The organism is Faecalibacillus sp. MSK20_93 (assembly GCF_020589945.1).
Lineage (GTDB): Bacteria > Bacillota_I > Bacilli_A > Erysipelotrichales > Coprobacillaceae > Faecalibacillus > Faecalibacillus intestinalis.
Genome location: NZ_JAJDKA010000009.1, coordinates 33,821 through 52,686, shown reverse-complemented (window position 1 = coordinate 52,686; position 18,866 = coordinate 33,821). Strand labels below are relative to the sequence as shown.

At 29.2% G+C, this 18,866-nt stretch carries 23 protein-coding genes and 1 riboswitch; of the genes, 2 read left to right on the top strand and 21 right to left on the bottom strand.

Annotated features, from left to right (window positions below):
- Positions 1 to 2: 2 nt before the first annotated feature.
- The 5 genes from rimI to LJD34_RS04625 form a co-directional block, all read right to left on the bottom strand.
- On the bottom strand, positions 3 to 443 hold the full coding sequence (gene rimI / locus LJD34_RS04645; protein WP_032090311.1) for a ribosomal protein S18-alanine N-acetyltransferase: 441 nt from the start codon (positions 441 to 443) through the stop codon (positions 3 to 5).
- Positions 434 to 1,039 (bottom strand): tRNA (adenosine(37)-N6)-threonylcarbamoyltransferase complex dimerization subunit type 1 TsaB, encoded by a 606-nt coding sequence (tsaB, locus tag LJD34_RS04640; RefSeq protein WP_227359296.1) that lies wholly within the window; start codon positions 1,037 to 1,039, stop codon positions 434 to 436. Before tsaB ends, rimI begins: the two co-directional genes overlap by 10 nt.
- A complete protein-coding gene (gene tsaE, locus LJD34_RS04635) occupies positions 1,017 to 1,487 on the bottom strand; it encodes a tRNA (adenosine(37)-N6)-threonylcarbamoyltransferase complex ATPase subunit type 1 TsaE (RefSeq protein WP_022000905.1) in 471 nt (156 codons plus the stop codon). The genes tsaB and tsaE overlap by 23 nt, the downstream gene beginning before the upstream one ends.
- Positions 1,462 to 2,019, bottom strand: a complete 558-nt coding sequence (locus LJD34_RS04630) for a DUF402 domain-containing protein (RefSeq protein WP_175301095.1) — start codon at positions 2,017 to 2,019, stop codon at positions 1,462 to 1,464. Before LJD34_RS04630 ends, tsaE begins: the two co-directional genes overlap by 26 nt.
- 79 nt (positions 2,020 to 2,098) lie before the next feature.
- Entirely contained in the window at positions 2,099 to 2,614 is a 516-nt protein-coding gene (locus LJD34_RS04625) for an energy-coupled thiamine transporter ThiT (protein WP_227359295.1), read from the bottom strand.
- A 56-nt stretch (positions 2,615 to 2,670) separates the two neighbouring features.
- Positions 2,671 to 2,771, bottom strand: a riboswitch (TPP riboswitch).
- 99 nt (positions 2,772 to 2,870) lie between these two features.
- On the opposite strand from LJD34_RS04625, the gene LJD34_RS04620 reads away from it, so the two are divergent.
- Entirely contained in the window at positions 2,871 to 4,061 is a 1,191-nt protein-coding gene (locus tag LJD34_RS04620; protein WP_032090316.1) for an acetate/propionate family kinase, read from the top strand.
- 31 nt (positions 4,062 to 4,092) lie between these two features.
- Here LJD34_RS04620 and LJD34_RS04615 read toward each other — a convergent pair whose 3' ends face one another.
- Complete coding sequence (locus LJD34_RS04615) at positions 4,093 to 4,650, bottom strand: hypothetical protein (RefSeq protein ID WP_227351855.1); 558 nt, start codon at positions 4,648 to 4,650, stop codon at positions 4,093 to 4,095.
- A gap of 318 nt (positions 4,651 to 4,968) precedes the next feature.
- Between LJD34_RS04615 and glmS the strand changes: the two genes are divergently transcribed.
- Positions 4,969 to 6,792: a glutamine--fructose-6-phosphate transaminase (isomerizing) gene (glmS, locus tag LJD34_RS04610; RefSeq protein WP_227359294.1), complete on the top strand. Its 1,824-nt coding sequence runs from the start codon at positions 4,969 to 4,971 to the stop codon at positions 6,790 to 6,792.
- An 85-nt stretch (positions 6,793 to 6,877) separates the two neighbouring features.
- Here glmS and rpsO read toward each other — a convergent pair whose 3' ends face one another.
- From rpsO to LJD34_RS04535, 15 genes are all read right to left on the bottom strand, one after another.
- Entirely contained in the window at positions 6,878 to 7,144 is a 267-nt protein-coding gene (rpsO, locus tag LJD34_RS04605) for a 30S ribosomal protein S15 (RefSeq protein ID WP_022000911.1), read from the bottom strand.
- Positions 7,145 to 7,254: 110 nt separating this feature from the next.
- Complete coding sequence (locus LJD34_RS04600) at positions 7,255 to 8,268, bottom strand: AI-2E family transporter (protein ID WP_227359293.1); 1,014 nt, start codon at positions 8,266 to 8,268, stop codon at positions 7,255 to 7,257.
- A 27-nt stretch (positions 8,269 to 8,295) separates the two neighbouring features.
- On the bottom strand, positions 8,296 to 10,053 hold the full coding sequence (locus LJD34_RS04595) for a phosphoenolpyruvate carboxykinase (RefSeq protein WP_227359292.1): 1,758 nt from the start codon (positions 10,051 to 10,053) through the stop codon (positions 8,296 to 8,298).
- A 200-nt stretch (positions 10,054 to 10,253) separates the two neighbouring features.
- Entirely contained in the window at positions 10,254 to 10,760 is a 507-nt protein-coding gene (gene lepB / locus LJD34_RS04590; protein WP_117481333.1) for a signal peptidase I, read from the bottom strand.
- Between the two features lie 26 nt (positions 10,761 to 10,786).
- Positions 10,787 to 11,512 carry a SigB/SigF/SigG family RNA polymerase sigma factor gene (locus tag LJD34_RS04585; protein WP_147579656.1) on the bottom strand — a complete coding sequence of 242 codons (726 nt, stop codon included), beginning with the start codon at positions 11,510 to 11,512 and terminating at the stop codon, positions 10,787 to 10,789.
- Positions 11,505 to 11,930 carry an anti-sigma F factor gene (gene spoIIAB, locus LJD34_RS04580; RefSeq protein WP_227359291.1) on the bottom strand — a complete coding sequence of 142 codons (426 nt, stop codon included), beginning with the start codon at positions 11,928 to 11,930 and terminating at the stop codon, positions 11,505 to 11,507. The genes LJD34_RS04585 and spoIIAB overlap by 8 nt, the downstream gene beginning before the upstream one ends.
- A complete protein-coding gene (locus LJD34_RS04575; RefSeq protein ID WP_022000917.1) occupies positions 11,927 to 12,250 on the bottom strand; it encodes an STAS domain-containing protein in 324 nt (107 codons plus the stop codon). The genes spoIIAB and LJD34_RS04575 overlap by 4 nt, the downstream gene beginning before the upstream one ends.
- An 88-nt stretch (positions 12,251 to 12,338) precedes the next feature.
- Complete coding sequence (locus tag LJD34_RS04570; protein WP_117783176.1) at positions 12,339 to 13,133, bottom strand: D-alanyl-D-alanine carboxypeptidase family protein; 795 nt, start codon at positions 13,131 to 13,133, stop codon at positions 12,339 to 12,341.
- Entirely contained in the window at positions 13,120 to 14,673 is a 1,554-nt protein-coding gene (locus LJD34_RS04565; RefSeq protein WP_117346798.1) for a recombinase family protein, read from the bottom strand. Before LJD34_RS04565 ends, LJD34_RS04570 begins: the two co-directional genes overlap by 14 nt.
- Positions 14,670 to 16,286 carry a recombinase family protein gene (locus LJD34_RS04560; protein ID WP_158561377.1) on the bottom strand — a complete coding sequence of 539 codons (1,617 nt, stop codon included), beginning with the start codon at positions 16,284 to 16,286 and terminating at the stop codon, positions 14,670 to 14,672. Before LJD34_RS04560 ends, LJD34_RS04565 begins: the two co-directional genes overlap by 4 nt.
- Positions 16,287 to 16,328: 42 nt before the next feature.
- On the bottom strand, positions 16,329 to 16,475 hold the full coding sequence (locus LJD34_RS04555) for a hypothetical protein (protein ID WP_227359290.1): 147 nt from the start codon (positions 16,473 to 16,475) through the stop codon (positions 16,329 to 16,331).
- A 154-nt stretch (positions 16,476 to 16,629) separates the two neighbouring features.
- Entirely contained in the window at positions 16,630 to 17,070 is a 441-nt protein-coding gene (rhuM, locus tag LJD34_RS04550; protein WP_230311141.1) for a RhuM family protein, read from the bottom strand.
- Positions 17,071 to 17,174: 104 nt separating this feature from the next.
- Positions 17,175 to 17,294 (bottom strand): RhuM family protein, encoded by a 120-nt coding sequence (gene rhuM / locus LJD34_RS04545; protein WP_227359289.1) that lies wholly within the window; start codon positions 17,292 to 17,294, stop codon positions 17,175 to 17,177.
- Complete coding sequence (locus tag LJD34_RS04540) at positions 17,291 to 17,575, bottom strand: hypothetical protein (protein ID WP_227359288.1); 285 nt, start codon at positions 17,573 to 17,575, stop codon at positions 17,291 to 17,293. Before LJD34_RS04540 ends, rhuM (LJD34_RS04545) begins: the two co-directional genes overlap by 4 nt.
- Before the next feature lie 503 nt (positions 17,576 to 18,078).
- Entirely contained in the window at positions 18,079 to 18,855 is a 777-nt protein-coding gene (locus LJD34_RS04535) for an SDR family NAD(P)-dependent oxidoreductase (protein WP_117346796.1), read from the bottom strand.
- Positions 18,856 to 18,866 lie beyond the last annotated feature (11 nt).

Below are 18,866 nucleotides of genomic sequence, written 5' to 3'. Positions count from 1 at the left end.
CTCTATCCCTCCAATTCCTTGATCATTAAATACGCATCTTCACCATTGCTATAGTATCTTTTTCTAACAGCAACATTTTTAAACCCAAATTTTTGATATAAAGCAATTGCTTTTACATTTGAAACACGTACTTCTAAATTAACATTTTGATAATGTAATTCTTCACTTTTTTCAAGAGCGTATTCCATCAGTTGGCTTGCATACCCTTGTCCTTGAAAATGTCGATCTGTCGCAATTGTTGTAATTTGACATTGATCACCTAAAAACCATAATCCTATGTATCCAATAATTTGATTTTCTTTTTCAAGAATATAATAACCCGCCATAGGGTTTTCTTTTAATTCATGTATAAAATCTTCTTCATTCCATGGTGATAAAAAAAGATCTTTTTCTAATTCTACAATTCTTTTTAAATCATCAACTTTCATTTCTCTTATTGACATATTTTTTTAGCCTCAACTTCCTTAGTATATCTTGGAACAAGACCATCAACATTTTCTATTTCTTTTTCTAAAGTAGAAAGTGTATAAATATGATTGGCAAGATCCACTTCTTTTTCAGGTATTCCTACTAAATGTGTATCACCAACAATTTCATAATCAGTATATTGTTTTTGATAATTTTCAAATTCATCAATATTTATTAAACAATCATCAACAATAACCTTTCCTTCATTGTAAATTCCTAGAAATAATTTATGGCTTCTTGCATCTAAAATAGAAATAGCTTTTTTCATTCCTGCCATCGCCTTTAAAGAAGAAACAGTTTTTACCTTAATATTCATCGTTGCATTTAATGTTTTCGCAATCGTTAAAGCAACACGTACACCAGTATAAGAACCCGGTCCAATAGTAATGACCATTTCATCAAAATCGCTCATTTTTAAATGATTTTCTTGTAATAATTTTTGTAAATAAACGATTGCATACTCAGATTGCTTTCGATTTCCTTCTTCTTGTAAAGAAGCTAAACATTTTTGATTTTCATATAAAGCTACTACTAAATACTTATTAGCACTATCCATGACAATTGTTTTCATATTCAATCTCCTTTACAAGTTCTTCGTATTTTTTACCAATTGGTTTTAAAATAAATTCTCTATGATCATCATCGATTCTTTTTATCGTCATTGCTAAACGTTCTTGAGGTAAAATATCTTCTAAAAATTCTGGCCATTCAACCACACAAATATCATCACTATCAAAAATTTCTTCAAAGCCTAAATCTTCACTTTGTCCTTCTAAGCGATAAGCATCAAAATGAGATAATTGATAATTTCCTTGATATTGTTTTAAAATTGTAAAAGTTGGTGAATTAATAATTCTTTTAATTCCTAAACCCTTTCCTATTCCTTTAGTAAAGGTTGTTTTGCCTGCACCCAAATCACCATTAAGTGTCAATAACATATGCGGTTTTAGTAATTTTCCTAAATATTCACCAAAAGCTAATGTTTCATCTCTATTATTTATAGTAATCACTTTTTCCATAATAACCCTCTTTTAAATCTTGATAAAAACCATACCATTTCTTAGTAAAATTCTGATCAAATGGTCCTCCCTTTTTTACCGCTAAATCAATCAAAACATCTAGTTGTTTCTTTAAAATTTTGTCTAATTCATCACTATAGCCCATTTCACGAGCATGTTGACGATATTCTTCTTGATCTAAAATGCGATAGTTTCCATCTGGAAATACTTTTAAATCTAAATCATAATCAATATATTTTAAAGCCTCTCCATCATATAAAGTTGGTGAAGCAATATTACTATAATAATACACTCCTGTTTTTCTAATCATACAAATTACATTGTACCATTTATGTTTGGGCATATACCAAATAGCAGGTTCACGTGTATGCCACATTCTGCCATCTGATTCTGTCACCAATGTCCGATTATTAATAACAATGTAATGATCATCCGTTTCTTGTAAAACAAGTCCCTTTGACCAACATCTATGTATTTTACCATTATGTTTATATCCATGTATTAAGATTTTCTTTCCTACAATATCTTCCACAACAAACGACTCCTTATTAACATTTACATTATACACAAATTCATCTTTCTTTCAAAGAAAAAAAGACTCGAAACGAGTCTTATAAATGAACTGCTTTTTTAAGTCTTGGATATAAAATCACAAACAAAATAAAGCAAGCAATGATTGTTGCAATATTATAAGGTAAGTTATAAGTTAAGTTTGCTTGTAATGGTGTTTGGAAAGCATACCATCCTGAAATCAAATGACAAATCGTTTTTAAACCACCCATTACGATAATTCCAACAGGTAATTCATACTTACCTACTTTTAATAAAGGAATAAGTGGTGTAAGTCCAATTAAAACCATTGGTAATAAATAATCAAAGATTACCGATAAAGGACCATAAAATGTTGCAAGTCCTAAAGTAAAATGTAGACCTAAACAAACAAGTGAAACAATCAAACTGTAACCCCAATTCATCAAATAGCCACATAAAATAATTGCAACAAGTGAAAAAGCACAGTTACCACCTTTTGGCATCTCATAAAATTTTGTGCAATATTCTAAAACAACTTGCATTGCCGCAAACATTGCCATATAAGCCATATTCTTCGTAGTTAATTTAATTTCCATAGTCATCCTCCTTTAAATGAGGCAAAATAAAAGCCTTTTTACATACGCAAAAAGGCAAATAAACTATTTTGCACTCTCTACGCTAGCATTACCTAGTTCAGATTATAAGGGACAAGGTTTTCACCTTTCTCAGCATTTTGCGCCCCTGGCAAGTCTTACTATAAATCAATCTCTTCTTTTTTTCAATCTTTTTATAGTTTTTTCTTCCTTGTCGGTGTTATAATAGAAAAGTATTAATAAGGAGGACTTGAATGTTATGTCAAAAATTATTTCCGTAAACGCTGGAAGTTCATCTTTAAAATTCCAATTATTTGAAATGGATGATGAAACTGTTATTACTTCTGGTGTTATTGAAAGAATTGGTTTAGAAGATTCTATTTTTACTATTAAGTATAATGGAGAAAAAGATGTCACAACTTTACCAATCGAAAACCATAAAGTTGCTGTTCAACTTTTATTAGACACTTTAATCAAAAAAGAAATCGTTAAGGACCTAGATGAAATCAAAGGTGTTGGACATCGTGTTGTCCAAGGTGGTGCTTATTTTGATCAATCAGTCATTATTGATGAAGATGTTGTTTCTAAAATTGATGAATTAAAATCATTAGCCCCTTTACACAATCCTGCTCATTTAACTGGATACTATGCTTTTAAAGAAGCTATTCCTAATGCTGGTGCTGTTGCTGTATTTGATACAGCTTTCCATCAAACATTAGAACCAAAAAGTTATATTTATCCAATTCCTTACAAATATTATGTAGAAAACAAAGTACGTAAATACGGTGCTCATGGAACAAGCCATTTCTATGTTTCATCTCGTTGTCGTGAAATGATGGGAAACCCTGAACACTCACGTATTATCGTTGCTCACTTAGGAGCTGGTGGTTCTTTAACTGCTGTTAAAGATGGTAAATCAATCAATACATCTATGGGATTTACACCTCTTGCTGGTATTATGATGGGAACACGTTCTGGAGATGTTGATCCTTCAGTTATCGATTATTTAATCGAAGAAGTTGGTTTAGATATGAAAGAAGTCATCAAGATGCTTAATAAAGAATCTGGATTACTTGGTGTTTCTGGTGTATCAAGTGACTTTAGAGATGTACAAGAAGCTGCTGCCAACGGTAATGAAAGAGCGCAGCTTGCCTTGGATATTTTCTTTAGAAGAGTTATTGCTTATATTGGTCGTTACTTCATTGCTTTAGGTGGAGTGGATGCTATTTGTTTTACAGCAGGTATTGGAGAAAACTCATTCTTTGCAAGAAAAGAAATTTGTAATTTATTAGCTGAAGCTTTAGGTATTGAAATTGATGATGATGCAAACGTTAATGGTAAAGGTGATCGTTTAATTTCTACGCCAAATAGTAAAGTTAAAGTTTACGTTATTCCAACAAACGAAGAATTAGTTATCGCTAGAGATACTAAAAGATTGTTAAATTTATAAGATAAAAGAAAGGTCTCCCTCGTGAGACCTTTTAATATTCATCATCTTCATCAAAAATAATATGTTTTATGTGATTTTCTATTTCTTTTTTATCTGTAATTACATTGCAAAATCTTTTTCTAATATCTAATCTTTGAAGATCAACAACACGCATATCACTCAACTGCATACGACTCCTTATTGGATATTTTCTTATTTTTGCACGAATATCTAATTCATATTCAGTTGCTTCTGGCGAATCTTCTTTAATAGATGTACAGGGAATAACGAGCATTTTCGATCCAAAATCTTTTAAAACGTAGCACCAATGCCCATCCATCAACTCTTTAGGAAATCCTCTACCAATATTAAAATAGGCCATTTGGTGAACCATAGGTCGACGAGAAACATGATAATAAGTTTGATCAGGTTCTGGATTCTCTTCTTCAACTAATTGACAATAAAAATATTCTAATTGTCTTGTTTGATGCAACAAAGAATAGGTATACTTTTCTACATCATAGCATTCTGTTTCTTTCAAATTTTTTAATGATTTTTTCATTTCGTCCATATTATATTCTACAGACATCTCACTTTTTTTATTTTCCATAAAAATACCTCCATTATTATATCGCCTAAAAAAATCATTTTTTCTTCTTTTTTTTCTTCTTTTTTTAAAAAATTTGTAGTTGATTTATAAATAAGTACTCTATATAATAGATGCGGTTATAAAATGAGATTTGAAAATAGAGCGCCAGGACTGCATTGCAGTTGACGAGGACTAGACTTATCGAAAAATTCGGCGGATGGTCTAGAGGTATGATACTACCTAAGCGATGAACAAAAACTACAAGTGATTGTAAAACAAATTCATCTAGTATCCTCTTTTTTATAACCACACATATGAATATATAAAGGAGGATTTTTTATGTGTGGAATTGCTGCCATTAGTGCAAACAAAGAAGCCCTACCATTCTTACTTCAAGGGCTAGAAAAACTAGAATACCGTGGATATGATTCAGCGGGTATTACAACAATTGAAGGGAACCATTTATTTACAAAAAAAGCTAAAGGTCGTCTTCAAAATTTAAAAGATTTATTAAAAGATGAAAATGTTTTAGGTCATGTTGGGATTGGTCATACTAGATGGGCTACTCATGGAATCCCATCAAATTTAAACTCTCATCCTCATACTAATAATGATGAGACTATTTCTTTAGTTCATAATGGAATTATTGAAAATTATAGAGAACTTAAAGAAATCTTAATTTTACAAGGATATCAATTTCATTCTGAAACAGATAGTGAAGTTGTTGTTCATATGATGGATTATTATTATAAAAAAGAAAAAGATTTACAAAAAGCATTAGAAAGAGTTATTACAAGAATTGAAGGAAGCTATGCTTTATGTATTGTTTCAACAATTGAGCCTGATAAAGTCTTTATCGCTAAAAAAGACAGTCCATTAGTTATTGGAAAAACAGCTGATGCTTCTGTCGCTGCTAGTGATATTCCAGCTATTTTAGATTATACAAAAGATGTTTATTTCTTAGAAGATTATGAAATTGCTATTTTAAATAAAGGAAATGTTTCTTTCTTTGATCAATACGGAAATCCTATCGAAAAAGAAATCACTACTATTCCTTATGATAATGAAGCTGCTCAAAAAGGTGGTTATGATACATTCATGTTAAAAGAAATTCATGAACAGCCTTATGCTATTGCTGAAACTTTAAGAGGACGTGTTGAAGGAACAGATCGTATCGTTTTACCTGAGCTTGATGCCATTCATGATAAATTCAAAACTTTCAACAAAGCTTACTTTGTTGCTTGTGGAACAGCTTATCATGCTTGCCTTTCAGGGGCAAACATTTTAGAAAGATTAACAGGAATCCCTACTTTTACTCAAGTTGCCAGTGAATTTAGATATTGTGATCCTATCGTTGATGAAAAAACAATGTGTGTCTTTGTTTCTCAATCAGGAGAAACAGCTGATACAATGGCTGCTTTACGTTTAGCTAAAGAAAAAGGGTGTACAACAATTGCAGTTGCAAACGTTTTAGGATCATCTATTTCTCGTGAAGCTGATCATACAATTTATACATGTGCCGGTCCTGAAATTGCTGTTGCTTCAACAAAAGCTTATACAACACAATTAATTGTCTTATTATTACTTGGTATGTATATTTCTCAAGCTTTAGGAAATGAAAATGAAGATTATAAACGTATTATTGAAGGTATTGCTTCATTACCTCAACATATCGAAAACATCTTAAAAGATGAAAAAACATTTGAACATTATGCATCTTATTTAAAAGATTTAAAAGATGCTTATTATATTGGTAGAAGTTTAGATTATGCTACTGTTTTAGAAGGAGCTTTAAAATTAAAAGAAGTTTCATATGTCCATGCTGATGCCTATATTGCAGGTGAGTTAAAACATGGTCCAATTGCATTAATTGAACAAGGAAGTTTAGTAATTGCTGTAGCAACACAACCAAATATTGCTGCTAAAACAATTTCTAACATTCAAGAAACAATTGCTCGTGGTGCTAATGTTATCTTATTTACAATCGATGGACAAGAAGTAGGAAATGTTAAAGAAACATATATCTTACCTGACGTTGATCCAATCTTACAATCTGTTTTAGTTGCTGTACCTTTACAACTGATTGCTTACTATGCAGCTGGTCTTAAAGGTTGTGATGTTGATAAACCACGTAACCTAGCTAAATCAGTTACAGTTGAATAAAAAGAAAACTCTATGATTCCTATTTCATAGAGTTTTTTTTATCCTTTTATTCTTTTAACAAAAAAGCGCCTAAGCGCTTTTTTAACTATCTTCTTAATCCTAATCTTTGTACTAAAGAAGCATATCTTTCGATATCTTTATTTTTTAAGTATTTTAATAAATCTCTTCTTCTACCAATTTTCTTTAATAAACCTCTATTTGAGTGTTTATCTTTTGGATGTTGTTTGAAGTGACCATTTAATTTGTTGATATCTGCAGTTAATACAGCGATTTGTACTTCTGGAGAACCAGTATCTCCTTCTTTAGTAGCATATTCTTTCATGATAGCTTGTTTTTCTTGTTTTGTTAACATTTCTTTTATCCTCCATATGTTAATTTCTTGGCAATATCCAAGCTATACGTTGAGTATTCGCATATCCTAGACATTGTTGCACGACTATTATAACAAAACATATATAAATTTCAAAGACTTTTTTTAATTATTTTGTAAATCTCTTGAAAATTATTTTTTTGTCTAAAATTATTTAAAACTAACAAAACAAAAGGTGCAACCATAAACCCCCAAATACCCATCAATTTCATAAACAGATACATAGCAACAAACATATAGAGAGCTGGTATTTTGATTTTTTTAGATAAAAGATGTGGTTCTAAAATATTCCTTATCAAAGCAATGATTCCATAAAGAATTAATAGTTTTAATGATAGAGATATTTGATTTAATAAAGCAAGAGTAATGATCCAAGGAAACATAATCATCTCAATTCCTAATACTGGAAAAAAGTCAAAGAAGGCAATAAAAAAAGAAAGATTCAATGCTTGTTTGATCCCTATCACTTGAAAGCCTAAAAAAAGCCCTATAAATGTGATAACAAATAAAATACTATATGTTTTTATAATGATAATAAACGTCTCTGTAAAAGAAGATATAAGGGTCGTATAAAGATTTTCTTTTTTTCTTTGAATAAGTGATTGATGAAATAAAAAAAGTATTGTTAGAAAGAAATGAATAAACAGACAAGCAATAAAATGAACCATATTCATCGCAAACGATAATACATAATGAATACTTGTTGAAAGAATATTTTGAATGAGAGTTTGAATTTGTTGATAAAATTGCGTAAAAAAAGAAATGAGATATTGATGGCTAAGAAGTTCTTGATAAACCGTTTCTATAAAGCTTGGTAGAAAAGAAAGTGTTTTAATAAAAAAAAGACATGAAAAGAAAACAAAGAGAAAGAAACAAGTATACAAAAGAATAAAAATGATGATTGTCATAATTATTGTAAAAACTTTATTTTTTATATGCAATTTTTCTAATATCAAGTCAATAAAAGGTTTTAATAAAATAGCGGATAAATAACTTAAAACGACAATCAGACATTTTTTAAATAAAATATAAACTATCAAACATCCTATACTAAAAATAATTCCATAATATAAAAAATTAATTAACCAACGTTTTTTCTTTTCCATAGTATAAAATATAAAAAAAGAAGATGATTATTCATCATCTTCTAACATTTTTAATTCTTTTTCACCTGTAATATATTTTAAGATTTCAGTAGCTGCTTCTTTAGGACCATTATGTTCATTACCTTTAATTCCTAAACGAGTACGTAATTGTCCAACCTTAACCCCTTGATCAAACATACGTTGGAAATAATCTTGTAATAATGGTTCACATTGATCTTGTCTTTGTACAGGTCCAAATGGATTTGCAAAGTAGCTTCCTACTAAACCATATTCAGTTGTTGTTCCTTTAGCCATACGATTACCAGCTCTGAAGACTTTAAGAGCATCATCAACATTATCAAAGAAACTTAATGAATCTCCATCTTCTTCATAATTGTTTGCATATAAGAACATATCAACATCATGCTTAGCAACTACATCTTTATATTCTGTAATTGGAATAACGATACGAGCATTGACTTTATCAGGATTCATGAAAACAGACCTATCTAATTCTTTAAAGCTATAACCTGCATCTAAATCATCAAGTCTTACGAAAGCCCCAATTTCTGTACCTGATGTTTTAACAGTTCCTTTTTCGTCTAATGATAATAACCCCATGTCATCATAAACAGTGATTAAATCTCTGATATAAGCTGCTCCATAAACTTTAATTTGTTCGATTGTTTCAGACTTACCAGCTCCACTATCACCCATAACAACGATATTTTTTGTTTCTCCACTTTGTAAAGTGATTTGAACCATTGCCCCATGGATTGGAAGTTGTTTTTTATTGATTTTTCTTACATTGTGTAATGTAAGCATCATTTTCTTCATGTAACCGAAATAATCAAATTCATCGTTTGCTGAAAGTAAAGCAACCATCATATCATTTTCATCATCTTGATAGAAATATTGATGTTTTTTACCATCTTCATATCCATAAACATAAATCATATCTGGTTTTCTATTACGATATTCTTCTTCAGTTGCTAATTGGAATAAGTTACATAAAGTAACACCTTGTGCCATATAAGCGACATTGAAATAAACAAAACATAATAGATTTCCTACTTTCGCAGGATAACAGAACCATTGATCTGGATCAAATTTTAAATCTTCAAGTGGGTTTTTCTTTGTTTCAGGGAAAACACCATCTCTTTTATTACGTTTTGAATATGTAATAAAAGGTGGATGAATAATAACTGATTCAATAAATGGAATATTGTCTAAACAACGATATTCATATGGTAAAAATGAACGCATATTTGAAACACGTAACCCTGCATTGACACCTGCAGTAATTTGACGTAAAACATTTTCACTTTGTCCAATACATTTATTTTTAATTGATCGATATACTGATAAAACAAGCGCTTCAAAGTTAACTTGTGCATCAGCGAATTGAACGTTTTGATATCCCCCTCTTGATTCTTCGTTATAAACCACACTATAACGTTGTAAACGACGCCAGAATAAATAGATATCTTCAATTACTTGTGTAAATTCATCCATATCTCTAAAATATGGAGCAAATTTAGGATAAATTGAAGCTAATTCCTTAGGATCCATAACGAGTAATAATCTAAAAACCGTTCTTAAATCTTCAACAATATCAATACTTTCTTTTTGAACTTCTCTCAAGTATTCATAAGCTGTTGTTTTCTTCCTTTTGATATCGTGTACATACCCTTTAAGTACACGCGCAAAAGATTCGCTTTCAATCAACTCACAACGTGATTGACAGTATTCTTCTGAAAAGTTAAGAATTGCATTTCCTCTAGTAATTTTAAATTTATATGACATTTTATCATCCTTTCCACCAATAAGATTCCCCATAAATTGCCTTATTGATTGACATTATCTTACCATAATTTTTTTCACAAGCAAAATAAAAACAGTAAAAATATGATTTATTTTTCGATTTTTTTGCTTAAAATTATACAATTAAGGCTTGTTTATCATATAGATATTTTTTTATTACATATCTATACAAAAAAAGACCCCTATAAAGGAATCTTAAAAAAGACTTTACCAATGACATCATTATCAAAATCAAAATAGCCTAATTTTCTAGAATCTAAAGAATGATTACGATTATCCCCCATGACAAACACTTTTCCTTTAGGAATATCAATAGAAAGATCTTCTGTATTCATATTCTCTTTAATGTAACTTTCTTTTATCTTTTTACCATTAATATACACTTCATTATTTTTAATATCTAGATGATCCCCACCAACAGCAATAACTCGTTTAATAATAAGCGTATCATCTAAACCATCATCATAATCTACAATAATAATATCATTTCTTTTAGGTTGACTATGTTTATAAAAAACTTTATCAATCAAAACAATATTATTTTGAAAATAAGTATTTTCCATACTTGAACCATTAACTCTTGATATTTGCACAAACTGTAAAAATATAAAAGTTGCAATAACTGTTAAAACAATGACTCTTACATATTCCAATATAATTGAAGTCGTACTTTCTTTTCTTTCATTCATAAAATCACCTGAATGAATTATATCACTTAATGAGATTCATTCAAATGTTTTCTTAATTTTGTAATGATTTTCTTTTCTAATCTAGATACTTGTACTTGAGAAATATTTAATCTTTGCGCCACTTTTTCTTGATTGAAATCCAACTGATATCTCATATATAAAATAAGTCTTTCTTTTTCATCAAGTTTTTCTATTTCTAATTTCAATGCAATTTTTTCAAACCACATTGTATGATGTTTATCTTCTATTCTTTCTTCCATTGAAATTGTAGATCCATCTTTTTCATATATCGGTTCAGAAAGTGAAGTTGGATAATAAGAAGCATCTATAGCTTCTACAACATCCATGACATCTACTTCCAGTTCCTTTGCAATTTCTTGAACCGTCGGTTCATAACCATAAAGTGTAATTAATTTTTCTTTTGCTTTGTTAATTTTGATATTCAATTCCTTAAGTGAACGAGAAACCTTGATTGTCCCATCATCCCTAAAATAACGTTTGATTTCTCCCATAATAATAGGCACCGCATACGTTGAAAATTGAACACCATAATGAACATCAAAATTATTAATAGCTTTCATTAATCCAATACAACCAATTTGAAAAAGATCTTCTTTATCATAATAATTATTCTTAAAGCGATGAACAATCGACCAAACTAAACCTAAATTATTTTTAACAATTAATTCCTTAGCTGCTTCATCCCCTTGTTGTGCTAATTGAATATTGTTTAAAACAGCTTCTTTATTCATGAACAATTCTTTTTTTCATTATGAGTTGAGTTCCTAATTCTAAAGAAGATTCGATTGTCATTTCATCACATAATGCTTCAATAATACTAAGTCCCATTCCAGCATGTTCTAATTCTTTTTTAGAAGTAAACATCGGTTGTCTTGCTTTTTCAATATCTTGAATACCTTGTCCTTTATCAATGACATAGATTGTAAGCGAATCATCTTCGATATAAGCTTTAACCTTTACAAGACAGCCTTTATCACCGTTATAACCATGAATGATGGCATTAGAAACAGCCTCTCCTACAATCGTTTTAATTTCTACAATTTCATCTATCGTAGGATTTAAACAAACCACAAAAGAGGCAATACATGTTCTTACAAAAGGTTCATTTTCCAAAGTTGCACTAAAAGATAATGACATTTCATTTGTCATATTTGCGCCTCCTTTAAATACTCCATAATTTCAAATAACCCACTTAACTCAAAAACCTTATAAGCTGTATTAGACAATCTTCTAAGTGATAATTTTCTTCCTTCTTTAGATAATTGTTGATACCTGCCTAAAACCAACCCTACCCCTGCACTATCGATAAAAGTCGTATGCTTAAAATCAAAAATGACATCATCATCATTAATCGCTAGAAGTACATTTAATTTATTTCGATAATACGCAACATTATAACCATCTATTTCTCCGTAAAATGAAATAATCAGTTGTCCATTTTCAATTTCATGTTCCATTTTATTTTCCATTTTTTCATCTCCTTAAATGCATCTTAGCTCATCTTAAAAAGAAAAAAAATAGATTCGACAAAACTAGAATAAAACACAAAAAAAGAGCCTAAATCAACGATTTATAGACTCTTAATAATTTATCTAAAAAACTCATTTTTTTGACATTTATTTCACTATATAAAGGATAACTAGCAACAGCTTTATCTTTATTATATAAAATAAGCTTTCCAATACTTTTATTTTGATTAATTGGTAATTGTAAAGAATCAAAAACAATTTTCTTTTTGAACTTTTCTTGATTTGTCTTTTCAGATAAATAATAAAGATTTTTATGACTTACAACATTGATCTTTTGTTCAACCATATCTTTGACTTTTACAGTATCAATCACTTCTCCTTTTTGATAAAGTTTAACTTGTTGATACTTCGAAAAACCAAAATTCAATAACCCTTTCATATCTTCATTGCGTGTTTGTGGCTTATCTTCATTCATGACAACACCAATTAATCTTAAATCCTTTTTCTTACATGTTGTGACAATACAATACCCAGCTTCTTTGGTAAAACCTGTTTTTAAACCATCTACTCCTGGATATTGTTTTAAAAGTTTATTGGTATTTACAAGCCAAAACTTTTGTTTTGTTTTTTCGCGAACATAACTATCATAAAGCGATGTGACGGCTAAAAGTTTCTTGCCACCAATTTGTAGTAAATAAGCGGCCATAGTTGAAAGATCTTTCGCACAAGTATAATGATTTTTATCATGCAATCCTGTACAATTGACAAAATGCGTATTTTTAAGTTTTAAAGCTTTTGCTTTTTCATTCATCATCGAAACAAATTCTTCATGACTTCCTGCAATATTTTCTGCCACGACAACACAGGCATCATTCCATTTCACTCACATTCGGTAACACAAACACCCCATTTTCATAACTTATTTTTTGATAACTCGCAACATTGATATAAATATCAAGTTTTTCTTTACTATAGACCACAATTTTATAGATTAATTCTTTAATCAAAGTATCACTCATATCTCTCCAATGATTCAGCTTATCTTTGATAGTTTCTATCAAATTTTTAACCTTTTGAATGACACTGACTTGTGTTTGACTCGTCATATTCATCTTTTGGTTCAGTTCATAAGTTTCTTTTTCAATTTCTTCTTTTTTATGAAAATAAATCTCTTTATCAATCAAACCTTCCATATAAAGATCAACTAGTTTTTCTAGCTTAGAACGATTACTTTGTATCTTTTCTTCGATACCTTGAATTGAATCTTCATCTAAATCCATTTCAATTTCTTTTAAAACATCTTCAAATTGTCTAATAATATCTTCTTCATTGACCTTAAAATATTGAGCAGTCTGTTTAATAATATCTTTTAAAGCCTCCTCCTTTATGTTCTCACTTTCAGGACAGAAAACACGTTTTTTCTTGTCTGCAGTTGAACATTTATAGTAAATACTATCATTCTTTCTTTTGATTCTACGGTAGCTTGCATTACAATATCCACAGAAAATCTTATTAGAAAAGATATTTTGATTGCTATATTTAAAGGGAACTTTAACCTCGTTTTTATCATTTATACTCTTACGATTCTCTTGAAGTTGTTGAACATATTCAAAAGTTTGTTTATCAATAATAGCATCATGATGCGAAACACATACATAATATTGACTTTCATCTTTAACAACTTCTCTTTTCTTTTCTAAAAAGTCAATTGTCTTACTCATTCCTTGAACAAGATCTCCACAATATTTTCGATTCTTTAACATTCCTCTTATCGTAGAAGGAAGCCACTCTCCACCAGTTGCATTATAATAACCTTGTTCATTTAATGTGTTAGCGATTCGTCTTGTGCCATACCCATCAATATAAAGTCGAAAGATCTGTTGAACAACCTTAGCCTCATCTTCAACAATAACAATTTTTCCATTCTCTCGCTTATAACCATAAGGCATTGTCCCATGTGCAACACCATTTTCATAATTTCTTTTTGTTGCCCAATTGACACGTGAACTGATTTTGCGACTTTCTTCTTGAGCAAGCGTAGCCATTAAAGATAGACGTAATTCACCATCATTACTTCTTGTATCAATATTATCTGTTGTAAAAAGAACACCAACATTATATTTCAACAACAATCTTGTATTGACTAAAGTATCCACTGTATTTCTTGCAAAACGGGTGACTTCTTTTGTAAGAATTAAATCAAACTCGCTATTCTTAGCATCTTCAATCATTTGTTGAAATTGTTTTCTTTTCTTTACATTAACTCCTGATATTCCCTCATCTGCGTATCCTCTTATGAATACCATATCCTTATTTCTACTAATAAATTCTTCAAAATATTTTTTCTGTGCTTCAAAAGAATGTAACTGTTCTTCGGTATCTTTTGAAACTCTGGCATAGAAAACGACTCTTGTCTTTTTCATAACGACAACCTCCTTATGTAAAGATGAAGTTTTGTATTTTGAAGTTGTTTATATTTCTTTTTAACATATGGCGATTGATAGTCTTGTAAATCAAATATATAAGTTTTCACATATTCAAATTGTGATAAATCCACATTTTCTTTAAAGTAACAATCACTTAAATCCATATATAAGTGATACTCATTCATCTTTTTAGGAATGATTGCTTTTATATATTGGATAATGATTTGATGAATAACTCCTTTATCTATTTCAACTTTCTTTTCAATCACTTTCACAATATGATGAATAGCATTCTTCATATCATTATTACTTTCCTTCATTTCTAATGCTTGAAGTTCTTTTTCTTTTGCTTCTAATTCTTTTTCTTCTTTTAATTTATTTTCTTTATAGACTTCTATTGATATCTTTTCTTCTAAATAATCATCTAAATATAATTTCATTCGACGTCTAATATATCCAATATCTTTGTGTAATTGATTAATTTGATTCTCACAGTTCATAAAATCATAAGAATTCATTAACGCATCAACCAATTCTTTCTTGACCTTTTCTTTGTTTATGAAAACAGTACTTATAAATGAACGTAATAATTCTATAAGTACTGTTTCATTAATAATATTCGTATTTTCACATTTTCTACATCCCCAACCAATACTGTTTCCATATTTCATTCGAGCATATGATTTTCCACACATTGCACAAATGACTTTACCAGACAACGGATATCTTCGATTTCTTTCTCCATTTTTTACTTTTGATTGTCTTAATTGTTGGACTGCATAAAATATTTCTTTATCAACAATGGCTTCATGATGATTGTTAGTAATATACATATCATTTCTTGATATATTTCTTAATATTTTCTTTTCTAGATAATTATTTGTCTTTTGTTTTCCTTGCACAAGTCTACCAATATATTTCTCATTGGCCAATATTTTAGCAATCACCGATGTATCCCAATGTGCGTTACCAGAAGGAGAAGGAATATTCCATTCATATAATCTTTTTGAAATTTTTCCATATCCCAATCCTTGTAAGTACCATTTAAATATATGTTGAATCACATATGCCTGTTGCTCATTCACCTCAAGTTTTCTCACATGACCAACTTTGACAATGTCATAACCATAAACATTAGTAATTACAAGTTTTTCATTTTCAAATGCTCTTTGAAATCCCCAATTGACTCTTTGGCTAATTTTTCTACCTTCTTCTTGAGCAATTGTAGCCATTAAAGATAAACGCAATTCACCTTCATGTGTTCTTGTATCAATCATATCTGTCAAGAATAACACATTCACATTATTTTCTTTTAATAACCTGACCATTTGTAAAGTATCTAAAGTATTTCTTGCAAATCGTGTCACTTCTTTTGTAAGAATAATATCAAAATGATGATGCAAAGCATCATTAATCATTTTTTGGAATGATTTCCTTTTTTTAATGCTTGTTCCTGTAATACCTTCATCAACATATGAATTAACTAATTCAAACTCTGGATGATTATCTAAATATTGATAAAAATAATCTTGTTGTGCCTTTAAAGAATGAAGTTGATCACTATGATCTGTAGATACTCTTGCATAAAAAACAGCTTTTAATTTTTTCATTATTCGCTCACTCATTTCAATCAACATACTACTAAGATTATTTTATTTATCTAGTGAATTCTTCTCTTGGTTTAAAAATATTTCTTTCATTTTGTGATATGTCTTTTCATCTATTTCTTTTTCTTCATAGAGTTCTTCTAAAATTGCATTTCGTACAATAATTGAAATATCAATTTTATTTCCTCTCAATAATAATTCCCCCTTTTTAAAATCTATGTTTTAACGAAATAATATATGTCGTTCATTTTTTACACTCCTTCCCTGTTATCGAGGAATCCTCGGTAACCCAACAATAAAAAGATATGAATATATTCATAATGAATAACTCATATCTTCTCAAATTCTATTTCATTTTTTCTTCTAACTCTAACAAATAGCGATCAAAATCAGACATATACAATTGATCTTGTATAATTCGATATTTTTCAAATTCTGTTTCAGCATGAATTTTAGCAATTGCAGCAGTTACTTTACCAGCATCTTTTAATAAACCATATTCAAACATTTCAATGAATCCATTAAGTCTTGTTTCCCTGTCTTGCATTGTTAATGGTATTTTTCTTTGAGCCATATTTTCAGCAAAATCCAAGTAAGATGTAACCATACGATTAAGTTGTGATAATTCAAATTCAGATAAATAATTCTTAGCAATTATGACATCACTCTTTTTAATTTTGCCATCTGGTGCATCTTGCCAAGTCATTAATCCCATATTTTGTTTTTGATGATCAGCTCTTTCTAAAATATGTTCAGCTGCAGTATGACCATGAATTGCATAATGCATTTTGTTTTGAACAGTTGCATAAAATTTACGTTCACTCGCTCTAATTTCACGAACACGTTCTAATTGTTCTTCAAAGTATTTATCGGTTAGGAATGTTCCTTTTTTTATCTTTCATCATCCATAACCCAACCTTTAATTGTATAATCTTTTACAATTGTATTTGCCCATTTTATAAATTGAATAGCACGTTCATTATTAATTTTAAATCCTACAGCTATAATCATTTGTAAATTATAGTGATTTGTCTTTCACCTTCATTTTGAACTATTCGAAATTTTCGAATAGTTGAATTTTCATTTAATTCATTATCTTCTAATATCTTTTTAATATGATAATTGATTGTATGAGCTTCAACATCATATAAAACAGCCATCATTTTTTGTGTTAACCGTATATTTTCATCTTCATAACGAATTTCAATACTTTCGTCAGTATTTCCTGTTGATGCTATATATGTTAAATATTCAGCAGCTGAACTGCGAATAGATAAATCATTTTCTGCCATTTTATTATGCTCCTTATGATAAACCATAAAATAAAGTTATCATAATTTATCAACTTTGGAGATTATTTATTTTAGAGCAGTTCTAATACAATTCCATAATTATTTTATATTTTCAATAAAAAATACAATAGAATCTAAAATAGGAATTAAATCTAGATTTAATTCCTATTTTAATCTTGATATGTTACACGAATAATACCAAAAATATGAACAATTAAAGTATTATAATTAAAATAACATCTATAATATATCATTAATCATTGTACTAAAACTTTAAAAATACTTGTACTCACTAATTTATACTTTGCATAATTACTAAGAGAAGAAATTATTTCTAACATTTCTGGTGACACTTTATAACAGAATAAATTTTTCTTACTATTAATTATTTCATATTTAATTTATCTATAATATCTACATAATAAGAAGAATTAATAAATACTGCACTTTCCAAATAATAAAATCAAACATCAAGCTAGTTTTAAAATATTCACCTCTAATGTTTACATTTCTAATTCTAAAGTATCTTTATATCGTTGCCCACCATCAATCGTTATATCTGTACCTGTTGTATACTTTGATTCATCACTTGCTAAATATAAGGCACAATATGCAATATCATCAGCTTCACCAATATGTCCTAAAGCAGTCTTTTCAATGCATGAATTCAAAACATTGGGATAATCACAAATAATTTTTGTCATTGGTGTTTCTATTGTACCAGGAATAATAGTATTAACACGAATACCATTTTTCCCTAAATCAGCAGAAGCTGCTTTTGTTAATGAAATAACTGCTCCTTTAGAAAGACTATAAGCATTGAATTCAATACTTTTTACTGCAGCTAAAGATGAAACATTAATAATAGAACCTTTTTTATTCTTAATCATAATTGGCGCAACTGTTTTCATTCCAACAAAAGGTCCCCAAGCATTAATCTTCATCACATTTTCAAACGCTTGATAATCTGTCTTATCATAATTAATACCTTTTGATCCAATACCTGCATTATTCAATAAAATATCAACAGTACCAAATTGATTAATACATTCTTCTACAACTTTCTTCCATTCTTCTTCATCAGTTACATTCAATTTCAAGGCAATTGTAGAATGTGAAAAATCTTCATTAATTTTTTGAACAGTTTCTCTCAAAATATCTTCGCACATATCTGTTGCTACAACCTTAGCTCCTTCTTTTGCAAAAAGATAAGCTTCAGCAGCTCCTTGTCCCATTGCTGCCCCAGTAATAATTGCAACTTTATTTTCTAATCTATTCATATAAAATCCTC